The 19,956-nt window shown below is 49.8% G+C and carries 14 protein-coding genes; 1 reads left to right on the forward strand and 13 read right to left on the reverse strand.

Translation table 11 applies throughout. The features are described from left to right. The first annotated feature begins 24 nt into the window (after positions 1-24). Positions 25-936, forward strand: coding sequence for a hypothetical protein (locus tag ABXS70_RS24850; protein WP_366291649.1), 912 nt, complete (start codon positions 25-27; stop codon positions 934-936). Between the two features lie 90 nt (positions 937-1,026). On the opposite strand, the gene ABXS70_RS24855 is transcribed toward ABXS70_RS24850, so the two are convergent. From ABXS70_RS24855 to ABXS70_RS24915, 13 genes are all read right to left on the reverse strand, one after another. Beyond that, positions 1,027-1,455, reverse strand: coding sequence for a VOC family protein (locus tag ABXS70_RS24855; protein ID WP_366291652.1), 429 nt, complete (start codon positions 1,453-1,455; stop codon positions 1,027-1,029). 303 nt (positions 1,456-1,758) lie between these two features. After that, complete coding sequence (locus tag ABXS70_RS24860) at positions 1,759-2,184, reverse strand: hypothetical protein (RefSeq protein WP_366291655.1); 426 nt, start codon at positions 2,182-2,184, stop codon at positions 1,759-1,761. Between the two features lie 122 nt (positions 2,185-2,306). Beyond that, entirely contained in the window at positions 2,307-2,534 is a 228-nt protein-coding gene (locus ABXS70_RS24865) for a DNA-binding protein (RefSeq protein WP_342553785.1), read from the reverse strand. A gap of 191 nt (positions 2,535-2,725) precedes the next feature. Further along, positions 2,726-3,598 carry a sugar phosphate isomerase/epimerase family protein gene (locus ABXS70_RS24870; protein WP_366291658.1) on the reverse strand — a complete coding sequence of 291 codons (873 nt, stop codon included), beginning with the start codon at positions 3,596-3,598 and terminating at the stop codon, positions 2,726-2,728. 11 nt (positions 3,599-3,609) lie between these two features. Continuing rightward, positions 3,610-4,485 carry a sugar phosphate isomerase/epimerase family protein gene (locus tag ABXS70_RS24875; RefSeq protein WP_366291661.1) on the reverse strand — a complete coding sequence of 292 codons (876 nt, stop codon included), beginning with the start codon at positions 4,483-4,485 and terminating at the stop codon, positions 3,610-3,612. Between the two features lie 64 nt (positions 4,486-4,549). After that, positions 4,550-7,807, reverse strand: coding sequence for an alpha-mannosidase (locus ABXS70_RS24880; RefSeq protein WP_366291664.1), 3,258 nt, complete (start codon positions 7,805-7,807; stop codon positions 4,550-4,552). Continuing rightward, positions 7,804-10,119, reverse strand: coding sequence for a glycoside hydrolase family 3 N-terminal domain-containing protein (locus tag ABXS70_RS24885; RefSeq protein ID WP_366296774.1), 2,316 nt, complete (start codon positions 10,117-10,119; stop codon positions 7,804-7,806). The genes ABXS70_RS24880 and ABXS70_RS24885 overlap by 4 nt, the downstream gene beginning before the upstream one ends. A 55-nt stretch (positions 10,120-10,174) precedes the next feature. Next, on the reverse strand, positions 10,175-12,406 hold the full coding sequence (locus tag ABXS70_RS24890; RefSeq protein WP_366291667.1) for a helix-turn-helix domain-containing protein: 2,232 nt from the start codon (positions 12,404-12,406) through the stop codon (positions 10,175-10,177). 170 nt (positions 12,407-12,576) lie between these two features. Then, entirely contained in the window at positions 12,577-14,211 is a 1,635-nt protein-coding gene (locus ABXS70_RS24895; protein WP_366291670.1) for an ABC transporter substrate-binding protein, read from the reverse strand. A gap of 185 nt (positions 14,212-14,396) precedes the next feature. Then, positions 14,397-15,305 carry a carbohydrate ABC transporter permease gene (locus tag ABXS70_RS24900; protein ID WP_366291673.1) on the reverse strand — a complete coding sequence of 303 codons (909 nt, stop codon included), beginning with the start codon at positions 15,303-15,305 and terminating at the stop codon, positions 14,397-14,399. A 15-nt stretch (positions 15,306-15,320) separates the two neighbouring features. Then, positions 15,321-16,298: an ABC transporter permease subunit gene (locus tag ABXS70_RS24905; protein WP_366291676.1), complete on the reverse strand. Its 978-nt coding sequence runs from the start codon at positions 16,296-16,298 to the stop codon at positions 15,321-15,323. A 314-nt stretch (positions 16,299-16,612) separates the two neighbouring features. Continuing rightward, the gene (locus tag ABXS70_RS24910) at positions 16,613-18,025 is read right to left on the reverse strand and encodes an alpha-L-fucosidase (RefSeq protein WP_366291679.1); all 1,413 of its coding nucleotides are present in this window, start codon (positions 18,023-18,025) and stop codon (positions 16,613-16,615) included. Positions 18,026-18,651: 626 nt separating this feature from the next. Then, complete coding sequence (locus tag ABXS70_RS24915; RefSeq protein ID WP_366291682.1) at positions 18,652-19,710, reverse strand: Gfo/Idh/MocA family oxidoreductase; 1,059 nt, start codon at positions 19,708-19,710, stop codon at positions 18,652-18,654. Positions 19,711-19,956 lie beyond the last annotated feature (246 nt).

Here is a 19,956-nt window from a genome sequence, read left to right on the forward strand (position 1 = left end):
GCAGCTGAAAGGCGGAAAATCGATATGACATACGCTTTTACGATTGAACCACCGGATTACTATGCACTGGACAACGAAGACGAGTTAATTGCCAAGTGTCAGGAGTGGGGCCTGATTTCGGCCAAAGCGACCAAACTCAAAACGTTCTACTATAAAGGAAACGGCCTGAACCTGCCCTGCACCATTCTCGGTTATGTGGATCACATGACGGCAGTCATCGAGCTGGATAATGGGGACAAACACTGTATACATCCATCCTATTTGAAAGAAATGCAGGCTTCCGGCTACAGCACAAGAGGATTAAGTGCAGCGGGAGCAGAAGCAGGCACAGATCGGGAAGCCGCAGAGCAAAATACGAATACGGCTGCTGCAGATGATTCCGCTGCTTCTGTGAACGGTAAATCTGCGTCTGTACAATCCGAGAGTGCCGCTGGATCATCCGTTAAAGCCGACTCCCCAGCCGAGCTGCTTGATCTGGAGGAAGACATGGACGAGTCCGATACATTCTCAGGCCTCAAAGGCGACCCTGACGGATTAGTAGAGGAATACATCGGTCCCCTGACAGGTACTGGAACCGATACAGCTTCGGAAACCAAACCAAATCCCAAGGCTGCCCCCAAGGCCAAAGCTATCAAAATCGATCTGCCGGATGGCAAAGTGAAGATGAGCGCGGTGGTCAAAGAATTTACGACGGTACCGAATCATTTCTCGGACAATGACGACGAAGTTATTATTTATGAGTCCGTAACTATCACGGAGCCTGACGTGATTGAGGTTGGTGAAGCTTGGTCCAGTCACAGTGCAACGATGAAAAAACAGGAGCTGGAGGTTGGCGACGTACTTACTTTTGAAGCCAAAATTATTAAGAAAAAGCTGACCCGCAACCCGGTGCCTTACAAAATTAACAATCCGTCCAAGATTCAGAAGGAAGATTAGTTTTTCTTCTGAAAAAGTACAAAAAACCTCCACGCTGCATTATGCAGTGACTGGAGGTTTTCATTTAACACATACGACTTATAGCTGTGTCTACGCTTGTCCAGGAGCCGCACTGATTTGGAACTGTACACCAAATTTATCAGTAACATTACCGTAAGCCGGGCTCCAGAAGGTTTCTTGAATCGGCATATTTACTTTACCGCCTACTTCAAGTTTAGCGAAAATGTCCTTTGCCTGCTCAGCTGTATCCGTATTGACCGTCACCGTGATGTTATCCCCAATGGTGTGCGGCATACCGGGGAGTGTGTCAGATAACATCAGCACCGAGCTGCCAATTTGCAGAGAAGCGTGCATAATCCAATCTTTCGCTTCTGGTGGAATTGGATGATCCGGACTGGATGGGCCTTCCCCAAAAGTCTGCATCGCGAGCACTTCCGCACCAAATGCCTCTTTGTAGAACTCGACAGCTTCACGCCCGTTACCATTGGTAACAAGGTACACATTCAAGTTAATTGCCATGGATTGTTCATCTCCCCTGAGTTCGTGTAATAGGTCAGGCCACTTGCGACAAGAGTATATAGGAATGGATTATCCTTTGACAAGCGCAAATTCCTACTCTTATCAGTGACTATCACAAAGGTATATTTCCCCAAATATTCTGTGCGCATTCTCCGTGCTTCACTTACGCCTAAACCTGCGCTTCCGGAGATAATGCACAACCGTAACCAGTAAACCCGGTACAAGAACGGCAAAACTGGCATAGATCATACACCATTTTAACAACGTAAATACAGGGGTTAATTCAGCAATAACAGGTGTTCGCTAGGGATACCGGGACATAACCAAAGACGCACCCAGATTTTCCAATATATCCAGTCCCCATCCCAGAAATGGGAGCAGATTTAACCAGCGCCAGCGGCTTGCGGCAGGAAGCACTCGATACAGGACGGATATCAAAACGACAAGCAGGAACAGATAGACCAGCGGCCAGATCATATCAAATGTAAACCTGGCCTGAATATAGGCGCTTCGCCCATCCTCTCCGTAGTTTTCAGCCATCCGATACAAATCATCTGCGCTGTATGCGAAAGACGAATCTGGTGACTCTCCACTCCCTGCAGCCTCCTTGGATTTCTCCGCCTGCCAAGGCAGGATGAATGCGATAAAACAGGCAAATAAGGCTGCTGCCGCGACTACCCATATCCAGTTTACCTTCCGATATATTCCAGATGATAACCTGCCAAGCATCCTCATTTCCCCTCTCTATTCAAGAAAAAAGCCACTCGCCCGAGTACTGCCCGGTAAAATGGCTATAGAGTTCTATTCTGTTATTACCCGTGTGATGCAAGGCTGCGCTAAATTCCCTGTAATTATTGTGCCTGCACAATGCGATCAATTTCACTTTTTAACAAAAGGTATCGATGCACACTTCTCATAATGGGTACCTTGGTGAGTTTGTTTTTATCCACGTATAACTTCATCTGGTCTTTACTCAGCCCCAGCAGGCTGCCCGCTTCAGTTACCGTCAATACCGCCTCGGGATTGGTTGCGTTAAACGTCTTCTTCACCTTTTGGTTCCAGTCTTCAAATACCTGCATAGATTCATGATCTCTCCTATCCATAGCCAGTTATTTTCAGGCTGCATATGTTCAGTATACCATACTTGTGATTATCGTCACTTATGCCTCTTTATGGCATATCGTTGTTTGTCTCCTGGTTTGTATACTGCGTATGCCAAAAAGAGCCGCGAAAACGCGGCCCTACACCAAATCTCTGCTATCGTTCCTTCCTATGCCTCATCCCAAAAACGGCGCAGATTGTGCATCGCAATTTTGGAAGCGGCTTTGCATTCCTCCATGCCTTCGAACTCCACCGTGATATTTCCATCATAACCGGAGTCTTTGATCAGCTTGACGATTTTGCGAATGGGGATATCACCCTGTCCCACGATTGCACCGCGCAGGAAGTTACCACAAGTTGTGGTGAACCATTCCCCTTCTCCCGGATGCTCATCATACGGACGGAAGTAGAAGTCTTTGAAATGAATAAGCGAAGCGTACGGCAGATTTTTCATTACACCGACAATTGGATTTTCGTCTACACACATGAAGTTGCCAATATCGAGCGTCGTTTTGAAATTGGGCCGATCTACGGCGTGCAGTACCCGCTGCACCCGATCACTAGCCTGCACACTGAAACCATGATTCTCAATCGTGGTTGTCATCCCGTACTGCGCAGCATAATCCGCAATGATCTGGCTTCCTCTGACCATGAGCGGCAGATGCTGTTCAAACCAGGCAATGGTTGTGCTCTCCTTGGGCAGCCTGAATGCGGTAACGTCGTGGCGCAAATGCCTGACTCCCATCCGGTGTGCGGTATCCACATGTCTTTTGACCCGGGCCATCTCTTCTTCAAAAGTCTCTTCCGTCTCCTGCACGAAGTTGGCCGGCATCGAGTAGTTCGACAGCTCAATGCCTGCTGCTGCGGCTCGCTCCCGAATCGCATCCGCTAGCTCATGATTATCCTCCACCGTATATCCGTAGGGAACCATCTCCATGTGCTCGCCGCCGTTCGCTGCAATCCAGTCGATGACATCCAGTACCGTCATGGCTCCCGAATTCAGATCATTCAACAAACTGTACGTGCTCAGACCTACCTTCATCTGCTCCACTCCTATCGATATTGTTTGATGAACTGCACGGCTTTGCGAATGTCTTTCTCCGGTTGGTCTCCCACTTCGCGCTCAATGGTCAGATACCCTGTATAACCAATCTCCTGCAGCGCAGTGAAGTAGGCATCAAAATCAACAGCTCCCTCACCCAATGGCACTTCACGGAAAAAGGCACCGGAAGCCACCATTTCGGCGATTTTCTCATGATCCATCGGAGCGTGCCCAACAGCACCATACACGTCTCGCGGATCGACCTCTTTCAGCCGCAAACCGTCCTTCACATGGGTGTGCACGATATAATCCTTGAGCAGCTTCACTCCCTGCACCGGATCATCCCCTGTCACCATCACCATATTCGCCGGGTCAAAGTTGACGGATACCCCGTTCGTAGAGAGGGTATCCAAAAAACCTTTCAGATCCGCAGCCGTTTCCGGACCAGTCTCGATGGCAAAGTAGGCACCGACACTTTTGGCGTACTGTCCCAACTCCTCGCAAGCCGTGTGCAGTGTTTCGTATACTTCGGAAGAAGGATCATGTGGAACAATACCGATGTGCGTGGTGACAATATCTGTACCCAGATCAAGTGCCAGATCAACAATTCGTTTAGACTTTTCCACCTTCCAAGTATTGTCTTCCTTGACCTGAAAGCCATGACCACCCAGATCACCAACCAATGCCGAAATCTCAAGGCCAAGACCTTTTATATAGCTTCGGAGCTCTTTACGTGCTGCAGGAGACAGATTCTCCGGTTCCATCTCCCCCTTCACCGCATAGATCTGCACGCCTTCTGCCCCTGCATCCTTGGCTTTCAACAGCCCTTCCCGTACGCCTACGCCAAAACTGTCTACGATCACACCGATCTTATTGGTTAATTTCATGTCGTACCTCCCATGAGATTAGATGAGTTGCGCTGTGTAAATGAATAGTTCAACTTATATCGTATCAACTTGATGGCACAAGCTTTACCGACTTGATTTCATAGGGCTTAAACGTCAGTTTAAAAGTTCCATTCTCGCAAGCGAGTGGCTCAAGCTCATCTTCCAGCAGGTTAATAATGGAGGCACTCACATTTTGCTCATTCCACTGCACCTGTACTGTCTCCCGACCCCCGGTTGATTCATAGAAACGCAGTACCGTTCCTAATCCGTCCTCTGACACCTTGATCGTATCCAAAATGACATGTTCACTGTGGAAATGGAGCCAGCTGTGTTCTGAGGGTTTTACACCCGCATGTGGTTTGGATGCAGCCACCTGTACCGGATGATTGAGTTCCATCGCACGTCGTACCACATCAGCCTGACGCCAGTCTCCTGCATGCGGCAGCACCGAATATGTGAATTCATGCTGCCCTTGATCGGCATGTACATCCGGCCATTTTGGCGCTCGCAGCAAGGACAGACGGATCATGCGATCCTTAATGTCGCAGCCATACTTGCAATCATTCAGCAAACTAATACCGCTGTTGCCCTCCGAAAGATCAGCCCAGCGATGCCCGCACACCTCGAACTGTGCCCGTTCCCAACTTGTATTGTTGTGTACCGCTCGCTCCAAGGCACCAAACGGAATCTCATAGGTTGCTTTGGCTGCCACCAGATCTGCCGGGAACGCGACCTTAAGCAGCTTGTGACTCTCATTCCAGTCTACCCGAGTTTTGAAATCAACGCGCCGCTGATGATGAAATAAAATTACATCCTGGCTAATCTCGGAATCATTCAGCTGCCAGCGAAAACGCAGTACATCCTGCACAGAGCCGCGCTGCACAATCTCGCTGGAAATCAGCTGCACACCGCCCGCACGTTGAGATTCAAACCGGGGATCTATATCCCACGCATCCCAGTACGTCGGTTTGTCATGGAAAAACTGCCACTCATTCGCTCGGTCGCCCGGCTTCAACCATTCACGCTTTACAGTCTTGTCATACCATCTTGTGATCTCGCCCAAGCCGTTGAATTCAAGCAAATAGAACTCGGTTTCCCAACGATCTGGGATCGGGGTGTCGACTTCTTCTGCTACTGCTTCCGATGCTCTATTTGCTTCCTGTTCTACGGATACTGCTATTTCTTGCTTTGTTTCGTCTTCAAGCTCTGCTTCCCCTACTAGCATTTCATCTTCTGCCTCACGCAGCCATATGGTATTGTACCCGAACGCAGGAATCGAAGGAACAAGAACATGCAGGCTAACCCTATTTTCATGCTCTTGCCGCTCTAGCTCACTAATCAAGCGATTTCCATAGCGATCATACGCCGCCAATCCAGCTAAATCGGCATCCCCGGAGATGCAGATCACTTCGTTTCGTTCCCAGCCAAGACTGTTGAATACAACGTACGGCTTACCTGGTACTTCATCTGTCTTAATGTTATCCGTTAGCGCATCGAGTGAATCCTGCAGCACTTCATCGCCAAGTGTAAACACCTTCGTATATTCTTCAGCAGACGTAACATACACTTCAGGAATGGACGTGCCCGGGATAATATCATGGAACTGGTTCAGCATGATCAGCTTCCAACCTTCATCAAGCACTTCCTTGCGATCCGACATTCGGCCGTGATTCTGATCCCACTGGCTCCAGATTTCTGCTTCGCGATAGAGCACTTCGGCCTTGCGGTTGCTGCGTTTATTGCGCGCGTGGGTGGTATACGTGCCCCGATGCAGCTCCAGATACAGGTCACCGTGCCACTTCGGCAGCGTTGGTTTACTTGCTGCAATCCCTTCAAAAAAAGCTCCCGCCGTGCTGAATTGACTGATAGGCTGCCCTGCCATCAGATGGGAACGCTCGGCAAACTCCACCATCTCACTCGTCACGCCGCCGCCACCATCCCCGTGTCCATAGAGCAGCATCTGCTCCGCATGAACGTCTTTTTGTTTGTAGGACTGCCAGTGTTCATGCACATCTTTGGGGCGCGTATGTTCGTTGACTCCATGATTCAGGTAAGACAGCACCGAGGTACCGTCAATTCCCACCCATTCAAACAGATCATACGGGAACACATTCGTATCATTCCAGTTCAATTTGGTCGTCATAAAATAAGGAATGTCGGCAAGCCTCAGTATCTGAGGCAGCGAAGCACAGTATCCAAACGTATCCGGCAGCCATTCAATATTTGAACGTTTGCCAAATTCCGACTGATAGAACTGCTGTCCGTACAAAATCTGCCGCACCAAAGACTCGCCGCTCGGAATATTCAAGTCCGGCTCCACCCACATGCCGCCGACCAGTTCCCAGCGCCCCTCGGCAATACGCGCCTTCACCCGTTCATACAGCTCGGGATAATGCTCCTTTACAAAAGCATATAGTTGCGGCTGGCTCTGGGAGTACACAAAATCCGGATACGTGTCCATTAGTGTACACATCGTAGAGAACGTCCGGCTCGATTTGCGCACGGTCTCTCGAACAGGCCAGAGCCAGGCCACATCAATGTGAGACTGCCCAACCAGATGCATAAACCCGCTTCGGTACTGCTCCGGGTCTTCCCGCTCCACGGTCTGGGCAATTCTCTGCTCCAGCTCATGCAGCCACACACCATCCTGCCAGCGTCCCGGATCATGGTACATCTCATCCATCACCTGATGGACAGCCCGAACCAGTGTTGTGCGTTTCAAATCCTTCTCCGGTAAAGCCTGCAGCGATTCTGAAAGTACCATTATGCTGTACATCAGGCTCTGCAACGGTTGATTCACATGCACCAGCGCCGCTCGTATCCCCTGAATCGGGGGCTGAATTACCGCTTGTCGATTCAAGGGATCATGTGGTTCAGGGATGGGGTCATACAGCTCGATCTCCAGCTGTGGCGAGATTCCCACACGTTCTCTTGGAAGAGGTACGAAGGTATGATTGCGATCGAGCCCGTGATACGGAACACCGTTGACCTTCATCAACCCTTCCCCACCCGCTTCAAAAATGAATCCAATAGCCTCACCCTGCCACGTCTCAGGAATCTGCACTCTTTTGCTCAGAAAATAAGTCGTTCCGTGTGTGCTGTTTAAGGGATTCAGGGAATGCTGGATCGCCATGTGCCCTTCCTGTTCAGATGCGCGCTCCTGACCATACGCATATCCCTGCTCAGGTGCATATTCTTGCTCATACTCGTATTCTCCCGGCCGAATATATCGGGCTCGCTGCATCTGCCACTCGGGAAGCTCAATGACTTCCAGCCACTGCTGCTGTTTCAAATCTTCGATAAACCGCTGGATTCGAATCATCCCTTCACCTCCACCTGCTGTACATGCAGACTGCAAGCTGTCCAGTCCGCAGAGCTGCGTCCGACCATCAGCTTGAACTCGCCCGGTTCCACTACAGATTGGAGACGGGAGTCGATCAGTGCGAGATGTTCTTTTTGCACAGGAAACGTTACCGTTCGGGTCTCTCCTGGCTCCAGATGGATTTTGCTAAAACCCTTCAGGGCAATTTCAGCCCGGGTAACGGAAGCCGATACATCGCTAATGTACAGCTGCACAACTTCTTTGCCTGCTGCGGCACCCACATTAGTCACTTCGACCTGCACCCGCGCTTCCTCGTCCGGCCCGATCACTTCCGGTGTCACTTGTACATTGTCGTACCTGAAGTCCGTGTAGCTAAGCCCATGTCCGAAAGCATATTGCGGCGTTAGATCCATCTCCAAATACCGTTTGCCGCGCGTCCGTTTCGCATGATAGTACACGGGAAGCTGACCTTCATGTTTGGGAATGGATACGGTCAGTCGCCCCGATGGATTCACATCCCCGAACAGTACATCTGCGACGGCATTTCCCCCCTCCTGCCCCGGATACCACGCTTCAAGAATGGCCGGAATATGCTCGTCGATCCAAGGTTCGGCAATAGGGCGCCCGTTAATATACACCACAACGACCGGTTTCCCCAGTTTATGTATTTCCTGCACCAGTTCCAGCTGCACACCCATCAGGTTCAACGAAGAACGGTCAATGCCTTCCCCGCACTCCATGTCATTCCACGGATCATCGGTTACCACGGATGCTCCTGTTCGCAGATCAATCGTTCCTTCGCCAAAATCACGGGCACTCGATCCACCCATCACCATAACAATGGCATCGGCCTGCTCCGCACATGCAAGCGCCTGCGCAAAGCCTTCTCTCGAATCACCCTTGATCCGGCATCCGGGTGCGTACAGCACCTGATCAGGATCCGTCCCACCGAGTTTGCGTGTGATACCATCCAGCACTGTCACAATCTGCTCTCTCGGCTGCGGTGAGGTATAATCTCCGAGCTGGTTATAAATATGGTTGGCGTTCGGCCCGATCACAGCCAGTTTGGTTCCTTGGGCAGCAAGCGGAAGCAAACGTCCTTCATTTTTCAACAGGACAATCCCCTCTTGTGCCACCTCCCGCGCGAGCTTCATATGCTCATCGCACCCGATAACCTGTTCTGCAAAATCAGGATCGACATATGGCTGCTCAAACAAACCGAGTCTGAATTTCATCTCTAACACCCGCCGTACCGCCATATCCAGCTCCTTCTCTTCAAGTAAACCTTGTTCAAGCGCCTGTGCAAGATGTTTGCGGTACATGAATCCGGACATCTCCATATCTATACCTGCCCGAAGGGACTGCGACACGGCTTGCTCTCCGTTCTCTGCCGTATTGTGTCCATTCACCAGCATCTGGATCGCCCCAAAATCGGTAATGACAAATCCGTCAAACCCCCACTCTTCCCGCAAAAGATCATGCAGCAGGTACGTACTGGATGTACACGGCACGCCATCGATCTCGTTATAGGCCGTCATGACCGAGCAGGCTCCGGCTTCTACTGCTTGTTTGAACGGTAGCAGGTCAATTTCATGCAACTCCCGCATTCCCATATGGACTGGTGCCGCGTTACGTCCTCCCTCTGAACTGCCGTACGCTGCAAAATGTTTAAGTGTCGCCACCACCGTTCGGTCTGAATCAAGCCGATCTCCCTGCAATCCATAGATGGCTTCTACAGCGAACTGACCAATCAGATAAGGGTCTTCGGCAAAACATTCCTCTGTTCGTCCCCATCTCGGGTCACGCACGACATCCAGCACTGGAGAATACGCAGCTGTGCCGCCCTGACTCCGGGTTTCCACAGCGATCGCCTCGCACATCCTGCGATATAGATCGGTATTCCATGTGCTCCCTACCGTTAACGGCACAGGAAAGACCGTTGCACCAATGGCCATATGCCCGTGGGAACATTCTTCTCCAAACAGAATCGGAATGCCTAACCGGGAATGTTCTATGGCATATTGCTGAATCACATTCGTGGCCACCGCCCCTTGCCGCGACGTCAGCCCCGTCTCCAACGTCACTTCCGTCCATGGATCAGCTCTGAGCACACCATACAACGAGCCGACTCCACCCAGCACCATGTCTGCCTTGAACTCTTCGGTTACCTTTACCGTACCGTCTGCTTCCTTCTTGTACGTCTTCCATCCCATGGGCTGAATCAACTGCCCGATCTTCTCAGCGGTGGTCATTCGTTCGAGCAGATCCTGTACCCGTTCCTGGATGGGAAGCGATGCATCTTTGTAATCCATTTGCGTTTGCATGTGCACATTCTCCTCCTGTCTGCGTGTTGGTCATACGTGGAGCTTACATCGCTTTGCGATAGTCACTTGGAGCCATGCCGACAACATTTTTAAAAGCACGGTTGAAGGAATTGTAGTTGGTATATCCCACTTCCTCACTGATCTCCTGAATGGCTTTGTCCGTCTGCTGCATGAGCTGTTTCGCTTTTTCGATCCGGTGACTGATGAGCAGATCCACGAATTTCTCTCCAATCTCATCTTTGAAAAGCTTGCTCAGATACTTCGGATTAATATCGAAGAGATCACTCAGGTAATTCAGCGACAGATCCGGATTGTTGTAGTGCTCTTCGATGTATTTGCGAATCTCCAGAATATGCGATCGATGTTTACGCGAACATTGTAATGTCTGCATCTGCTGTGCCAGTTCACGGAATCCTTCCAGACACAGCTCTCTTAGATCATCCAGCGTTTCCCAGCCCTCCAGTCTCGGCAGCAAGGGCGTAAATACAGCCGCCCACGACTCCTGATACTCCCTCGGCAGCTCGGCAAATTCCCGATTATAATGCTGGAATAACAGCTGAACCGTGTTCATAATCTCCTGACGAGACAGAACGGACTCGCGGATCTGCTCAAACAGCCGTTCAAAATGCTGTTCCCAAACCTCGTCCGACAGCCGCATCGCCTGCACGAGCAAGGAGATCGTCTTTAAAAACTCGTACACATCATTGGTCGAACTCGGTACTTCGCTGCATGGAATGATTCGATCCGTTCCAAGCACGGCTTTGAACTCCAGGGCGTGTACAGCCTCTTTGAGCGAAGCCCGAAGCCCGCGAATATCTACAGCAGCCCGGCCGACCCCGATGGTTACGGTAAAATTCAAATACTGACCAACCCGATCCAGGTAACCGCTTAGCAAGCGCTGTTCTGTCTCTTCGGACTGTTCGATCTCAGGTAACCAGAGGATGGCATACAATCGCTGACTTGAGACCCACTCCGCCCATACCTCGGTTCCTTCCTGCCGTGCACTTTCCTGCAAAATGCTCGATAACACAAATTTGAGGAGGGCTTGATCCTGCTGATGATACTCATCCACAAATACATCATAGCGATCCATCTCCACCACCATTACAGCCCAGCAATGCTCCAGTTCAGGGAGTTTGAATTTGTTCATCTCCGCAGTTAACTCATGACACGTGTAATCCCTTGTACCTTCCAGCAGTTCCTGAAAGAAGACCTTCTTCTGCAAAATCAGGTTCTCTTCATGCTCCTCCTGATACTGCCTCGTCTGATCAATCATGCGCTCCAGTGTCGTATGAATGAAGCGGAATTCATTCTCTTTGCCATAGTTCAGTGCTGACGGTTTCTGTGAAGAGACGGTTTGAATTAACGTAACGATCTGCTGGATTGGTTTATAGTTTCGTCTGGTCACGTAGATGACCCATACAACCCCGATGAGCACCACGGCGGCAGCGAATATGAACCATATATTATAAAATTGCAGTGCAAACTTGACGATCTTCCCGTTATTCAGCCCCGTCTGCACCTTCCAGCCGCTATAGCTGGACGTGAATTCAGAGAATACCTCTCCCGAAGCCGTTGATGGTTTGGACTTGGAGGCAAGCAAACCATCATCAGGTGAGCCGCTGTGCCACAGGCTTCCCCCCGATCGGTTGTAGATGTTCACAAATGTAAATTCAGGGTCATACATCTGCATAATCGATTTACGCAGCGTGTTCAACTCGACGTTAGTTACGACGAGTCCAGTGCCGTTCCCCGCACTTCGCACAATGGTAATAACCTGTTCAGCAGCCTGTGATGGAAACGCCTTAAAGGATCGTGAACCGACCCACTTCTGCTCATCTCTCGTCCGGCTGTCTGAAATAAATACTGCATCGGGGAACTCGTTGATCGGAACGGCTTTGCCATTGCTGAACACCGTGTTGTCGCTGTACCTGACCAGATACATCGAGTCAATCAGTGGATATTCTATCTTCAATTCATCGATGACCTTGACCGCCTGAATGCCGGCATAGACATCCTCACTGCCAGAACCCGAGAAATAATTTTTCAGATTAGAGTTGGTTAAAATCTCGCGCAGTACCTTGAAATCGATGGAACGCAAGGAATTGTCCAGATACTGCGTAACCTGTGAAGCCAAAAATTCATTGGCCTTGAGCGCTTCCCTTCGGTTCTGCTCATTGAATACCTGAAAGAAAATGAAAAATAAAATCGTCGTCACAATAAAAAAAATAGGCAAATACGATAACAGCAAACGTCTGAACCAATTGTTGTTCATCTCCGCGCCCCCCCACCAATTCATTTCATGCTGCATGACGACAACCACTTGCACCTTGCCCCTGTTCACAATATTTTCATAATTATGCACTGATTATATCGAATGACGTGGGGTTGTCATAGGAGAAGACTGCCCCGGTCACGGGTGACAGGCGGGACAGTCTGGAGAGATTATTTTTTCTCTATTGCGCGCTGATAAATATCCAGATAATTGCTTAATCCGAGTCCATCGAAACCTTTGACATACGAATCCCAGTCCTTCTCAATGCTCTTGCTTCCGATGATGAACTGAGCCATGTTGGTCTGCACATAATCTTTGATTGCCGTGGTCAATTGAGCTGCTGACTCGGTATCCTCCGGGCGGATAAACACGTTGGCAGGATATACTTCTTTGGGAGCGTATGGTGCATATACTTTCGTCGCTTGAGCAAGCCGTGTACCGTATCCTTCAGCAGACAGAGGATCTTGGCCTTCTGCAAACAGATTACGGAACGTGTTAGACAAGTCGTGCGCGCCAATCTGTGACCAGCTCTCGTTGACAACTACGTTTGGATCACGTTCAGGCAGGTTGTAGTAACTGTATTTGGCAGGTTCGCCATTAATGTTCTTCTCATCCGGTCCCGCCTTCTTCCATCCCTTTCCTTCCGTTGGGCCATACTCGGCGTAAAGTGCACCCTCTTCACTGAACATGTAATCTACAATTTTGATGGCTGCGATCTGCTGTGCTTCGGTCGCTTTATTGGTGATGGCAAATTCGAATTCGCCTACACTTTGCGTTGCTCCAGTCGTCTGCACACCGTCCGGCCCTTTGAGTGGAGGCACGATTTCCCAGTGCTGGTGACGGGTAATTTTTTTGTCATACGTATTCACCAGATAGCTCACCAGTGCCGTTGTAATGGAGCCAACCACTTCATCTCCTTCTTTGTTCCCCAGTTGACCAATCGCCTGGTCATTCTGTGTGAAGGAAGCCGGGTCGATCAGGCCATCCGCGTACAGCTTGTGCATATACTCCAGCCCTTTTCTCCATCCCTCCTGGTTGGCGGCAAAGCTGACCTTGCCATCGTTTACAATCAGGTACTTATCGTTATCGTTGTATATGAAGCTGTTCATCAGATAGGCGTCGATGTTGCCGTTCCACACATATTTGTTCGGTGCACCTGTGAGCGGAATTTCATCGGCCTTGCCGTTGCCGTTCGGGTCTTGGGTTTTGAACGCCTTCAGAACGGTATACAGTTCATCCGTCGTTGTTGGCATTTTCAGCCCTACCTTATCCAGCCACTCTTGGTTGATCCAATACTTCTGCGCATACGTACAGTGGTAGCATTCATTGAAAATAGGCAGAGCATAGATGTTGCCGTCCGGTGCCGTTATGGCATCCTTGAAATAAGGTTTCTCTTCCATTACTTTGGTGAGGTTCGGGCCGTACTGCTTGATCAGGTCTTGAAGCGGAAGGAACACGCCTTGTTTACCATAGGTTTGAAGATCCGAGGTAGTGAACTTGCCGTGCAGGAACACTTCAGGATAATCCCCGCTGGCTAACAGCAATTGTCTGCGATCCTGCAAAGCGTCTGTCGGGGCCAGGTCCCATTTCAAGGTCACGTTGAACTTTTTTTCAATAAATTTAGTAAATTCATTGTCTTCCATCGGCGCTTTACCCTGCGGAGCAAAAAAAGTCATCGTTACGGGGCCGCCGCTCTCGCCGCTCCCCTCGCTGCCTGTACCCGCTTTTTCGGATGAACTGCATGCGGACAATATCGTTATCGAAGCGAAGACCAGACACAAAATTGAAATCCAGGATTTTCTCAAGCTGACTCCTCCTTTTTATTCATAACGGCAAACCTTCGGTTAAGCTGTACGGGTTAATACGGTTCTATAGGTTCCAAACCCAATCCCGGAAGCCGGCGTGTGTCCCCACCTCCTTTCAAGAACCGGCTGCCGCCTGGATAGGCGAAAAGCGATCTTTCTTCTTTCCTACGGATGAAATGTGCAGACTATCCTTTAAGTGAACCGACCATGACCCCTTTGACAAAGTGTTTTTGTACAAAAGGATACATGATCAGAATCGGAATACTGGCGACCACAATCAGCGCATATTTCAGCACCTGCTCAAATCCTTGATCCCGCATCTGCTGACTTGTATTCGCAAGCATGGCCGGGTCAGCCGCATTCAGAATTAACAAGTTACGAAGCACATACTGCAGCGGGAACAGTTTCTCGGAGCGCAGATAGATGAGTGCGTCAAAGTATGCATTCCAGTGGCCTACGGCGTACATCAGGGTCATCACCGCCAGAATCGGTTTGGAGAGCGGCAGCACAACGCTGATCAGGTAGCGAATATCCCGGCACCCGTCCATCTCGGCAGCTTCACCAAGTTCCTCGGGGATCGACGACTGGAAGAAGGTGCGAGCAACGATGACCTGGAACACGGCAAGCGCTCCGGGCAGCCACATCGCCCAGCGGGTATCCAGCAGATGCAGGTCTTTCATCAGCAGGTAGGTCGGAATCAGACCCCCGTCAAAAAACATCGTAATCATCATGAAGATGATGATTGCTCCCCGTCCGTAGAACGACTTGCGGGAGAGCGGGTAGGCCAGCATAACGGTCAGAGCGACGTTGATGAACGTACCGACCACCGTGTAGATGATCGTGTTGTAAAACCCGAGCATGAGCTGCTGGCTTTTGAAAATGGAGATGTATGCCTTGATGTTGAAATCAACCGGGAACAGCCAAACCTGACCGGACGTCACGGCACGTGACGAGCTGAACGAAGAGCTGACGATGTACAAGAGCGGGTAGAACACCGTTAACAGAATGGCAATCAGAAAGATATAGTTGATGGTCATGAAAATTCGGTCGCCGATCGGGTCTTTAATTCGATTCCGATTCATCAGATTAAACATGGACATGCTCCTCCTTTACCACAAGCTGTTCTCGGATACTTTGCGGGAAATACTATTGACGATGACCAACAGTATCAGATTGATGATGGAGTTAAAGAAACCAACGGCTGCGGAGAAGCTGAAATTGGCTCCGATCAGACCGACCTTGTACACGTAGGTGGAAATGACCTCAGAGGCGCTCGTATTCAGCGGATTCTGCATCAGATATATTTTCTCGAAGCCAACGCCCATAATGCTTCCCAGACTTAGAATCAACATGATTACGGTGACCGGAACAAGGGTTGGAAGGTCGATGTGCCAGATTTTCCGCAATCTTGAGGCACCGTCCATCTTGGCTGCTTCATACAGAGACGGATCGACTCCAGCCAATGCCGCGATGTAGATAATCGAGGAGTACCCCATGCCCTGCCATACACCCGACCAGACATAGATTGATTTGAAATATTCGGGAATACCCATGAAGTTGGTCATCGGGAAACCCAGCCAGCTAAATAACTTGTCTACAACGCCTACATGTGGCGAGAGCATCAGAATGATGATGGATACCATCACAACGGTAGAGATAAAATGCGGCGCATACGTGACCATCTGTACGGTCTTTTTAAAGTAACCCGTTCGAATCTCATTCAGCGCCAAAGCGAGCAGGATCGGTATAGGGAAACCGGCCACGAGGGAATAGAAACTGATGCCAATGGTGTTCTTAATCAGCAGCCAAAAGTTCGGAGAATCAAAGAAAGCTTCAAAATGTTTAAGCCCCACCCATGGGCTGCCCCAGATGCCTTTGACCACGCTGAAATCTTTAAAGGCAATCTGCACGCCCACCATCGGAATGTATTTGAAGATCAATAGATACAACACCGGAGGCAGCACAAGCAGGTACAGCTCCCAGTGCTTTTTGAAGCTTTTGATGAACGGATGCTGCTGCTTGGGCGCTGTCTGACGTAATTGCTGCAGCTCCATGTTCCCAGGTATGCTTTCTGTACCTCGACTCATTTGCGTCACTCCTTCTCAGCCTCAAGTGTAATAATACATTACATTCACATCTCTTAATTGTTAGTAATCGATGCTCATTTGTTGATTCTAGCCCAAACAATGTTAACAATCTTATCAGGCAGCGCTTTCTTAATCTGATAGTACCTTGCCGGGTGCTTTTGGATCAATTTGCAATTTTCTCCGACCTCTCTTTATTCTAAAAACCCTTGTAGATCAAGCGTTTAAAGCCATGTGTTGTAGGTATCTGTACGTTTTATGTATAAAAAATAAAATTCCGGAGGCACTGATATCTCCCCCGGAATTGACATGTGAATTTATGATTTGGTGATCAATCTAAATGTATAAGTGATCGGCGCTTGGCTGCTTGCAGCGGATCGTGGCAGCTCCACGAGCAGCCCTTCTTCGGTCTGCTGAAACGAAAGTACGTCATTCGTACCGATGAGTTCAATACGCTCTACCTTTTCCACATAAGGAATGATCAGTCGCTCTTCCGGGGTCTCGCTCTCGTTGCGATACATGCGGAAGGCATAGACGGTGTGGATCTCTTCTTTCTGTGTGAATGCCCACTCCTTCGTGTAAAACGGTGCGCAAATGCGGGTGCCATAAATGCCCTCGCCGTGTGTGTTCAGCCATTCGCCCAGGCCCTGGATGCCTCGAATGGCCCCTTTGGGCAGACGTCCGTCCGGCTGCGGGCCGACATTCAGTGCCAGATTCCCGCCTTTGGATACCACCTCGAGCAAAATATGTGCAAGCTGCCGTCCCGATTTATACTGGTCATCGAAGCCGAAAGCAAAAGAGTGCCCGACGGTAATACAGCTCTCCCACGGGATATTCATCGGATGCTCCGGGATCGTCTGCTCCGGGGTGACGATGTTCTCATACGGCCCGCCCACAGTGCGATCTGCCGACAGAAGCCAAGGCTGCGTGCTCCTTCTCGCCCGCTCGACCACTTCACCAAGCCGGATATCCTGACCGTGGCGGCCTTCACGTACCCAGCCTGCATCGAGCCACAGACACTCGATCCGTCCGTAGTTTGTCAGCAGTTCCATGATCTGCTCATGGGTGAACTCCACGAACTTTTCCCACATCCATGGATACTTGTGTGGATCATAAGATGGCCCTCGCCACATATGCCGTCCACGCTCCATCCCAGGCGCCCAGTAATAAGGGGTATGCCAATCGGCTTTGGAAAAGTACGCCGAGATGCCCAGCCCTTTCGCTCGAAAGGCATCGAATAATACCCGGCAGATATCAGCATATTTGTGCTTGTGGAACGGCGTATCCTTGCCTGTAATCCGGTAATCGGTCGTTTTGGTATCCCACATGCAGAAGCCGTCATGGTGCTTGGTCGTAAACAGGAAATATTTAAAGCCGTTATCTGCGGCCATCTGTGCCCATTCCTCAGGCTGGAACCGAATCGGATTGAAGGTTTTGTTCAAGTCAAAATATTCACGTTTGAAATCTTCCATGTCGTCTGTCCAGTCCACATCATCCCGCGACCAGTCGCCATCCTCATCGCTAAGCGCCCACGATTCTACCAGACCCAGCTGGGAATATGGTCCCCAGTGCATCATCAAACCGAGCTTCTGATCTTTGAACCACTCCAGCCGCTCCAGCAGCAGTGGATCTTCCGGCTTTACCCATTCGTCTTCTTTGCTAAAGTTGTGTACGCCTGCTTCAACAATCTGCTCTTCCTGCTCTGGCAGGGGGGGATTGGTTTGAGTCAAAATAAAGCATCTCCTTTAGTTGAAATTTCTGACGTTGTAGAAAGATAGGATTTACACTGGGCCACTACGCGGTCAGAACAATCCTCCGAGCGCTGTTACCCCCGGATTTCTTCGAATGATTTTCCTATTGGGGAAATCCGGGGATAAAGGCGCACGCTTCGCTTCTTCGGCTTATTTCTGACCTCTCCGTTTTCGTGTAAATGAAGGTTTTTACAACGGCCTAAGACGGTTTCACCTTGTCGATGGGGCAACTTGGGTACGTCGGGTTACCTATTCCCTCCGTTTTAAGTAGAACAAATGACTTAAGATCACTGGTGAAATTTACACTGGGCCACTACGCGGTCAGAACAATCCTCCGAGCGCTGTTACCCCCGGATTTCTTCGAATGATTTCCCTATGGGGAAATCCGGGGATAAAGGCGCACGCTTCGCTTCTTCGGCTTATTTCTGACCTCTCCGTTTTCGTGTAAATGGAGGTTTTTACAACGGCCTAAGACGGTTTCACCTCGTCGATGGAGCAACTTGGGTATGTCGGGTTGCTTATCCCTCCGTTTGGGTAGAACAAATGACTTAAGATCTCTCTGACGGATTTACACTGGGCCACTCCGTTCACGTGTAAATAAACTTTTACAACGTGATCTCTTTGCCCTCGCGTGCCGATTCGTAGATGGCACACAGCATTTTCATTACCTCTACACCGTCCTCGACGGGGCTGAGGGTTTCTTTTCGGCCCTGCGTACTGTCGATAAAGTGGTTAATTTCATTGCGGAACGAGCCCATGAAGTCAAAAGATTTAAAATCGACCTGCGGTGTCATGTTCAGAATGGTATCGAACTTCTCGCTTATAATCAAAATTTCCGGCTCCAGCTCGGCTCCGCCTTTGTCACCGAACAGCTTAACCGCTGTTTCATCAGCTTTCGCATGGAGGGTGAAGCTGACATCGACCAACAGGCTTGCGCCATTTTCAAAACGGATCAATGCATTTGCCATATCTTCCACGGTGTTCTGTTCCGCATCGTAATCGGCAGCCTTATAGAACGAAAGATTGCGGATGTTCGCCCGGTTGCCGAGTCGGTTGGAGACGTTAGCGGAAACGGACTTCACCTTCGGTCTGCCCATCAGGTACCAGCAGATGTCGATGACATGTACGCCGATATCAATTAACGGGCCGCCGCCGGAGCGGCTTTTATCCGCAAACCAGCCTCCCGGATTGCCAAGACGGCGCAGACTGGAAGCTTTGGCATAATAAATTTCTCCCAGCTCACCTTCTTCGATGAACTTTTTCAGAATCTGAGCATTGTCACTATAGCGGCGAACAAAGCCCACCTGCAGCAGCTTACCGCTGCGATGAACCGCCTTTTCTACTTCTAATGCATCCTCAACGGTCTGGCAGAGCGGTTTTTCACAGAGCACGTTTTTGCCTGCATCCAGCGCCGCAATACTGATTTCGGCGTGCGAATCATTCCAAGTGCAGATGCTGACCGAATGAATTTCAGGCAGAGCAAGCAAATCTTTATAGTCCGTAAACACATGGTCTGCCCCATACTGCTTCGCTGCATCGGCAGCGCGGGTTTCGTTTAGGTCACAGATTGCATAAATCTCTACTTCCGGGTTACTGGCATAAGCCTGCAGGTGACAATCCGATATCGAACCGGCGCCAATGACAGCGACTTTTAATTTGGACATTTCAATACCCCTCCAGTGTTAAAAATGAAAATAAATACCGTTCCGCTCAGTAGAGCCATTTTAGAATAAAAGTTACACGACCCTCGAATCTTAAGGATCACATTTTGATGTATTTCATATAAAAGCGAACGGATAACAGTGTCTTCTTTCATAGCGCCTACTTTCTTACTGAACCAGCCTATAGAAGACCCACTACAATACACCTCACAGCACTAAGCAAGACGACAAGCAGGTGGGGGCGCCGGA

The sequence above is a fragment of the Paenibacillus sp. AN1007 genome (assembly GCF_040702995.1).
Taxonomy (GTDB): Bacteria; Bacillota; Bacilli; order Paenibacillales; family Paenibacillaceae; genus Paenibacillus.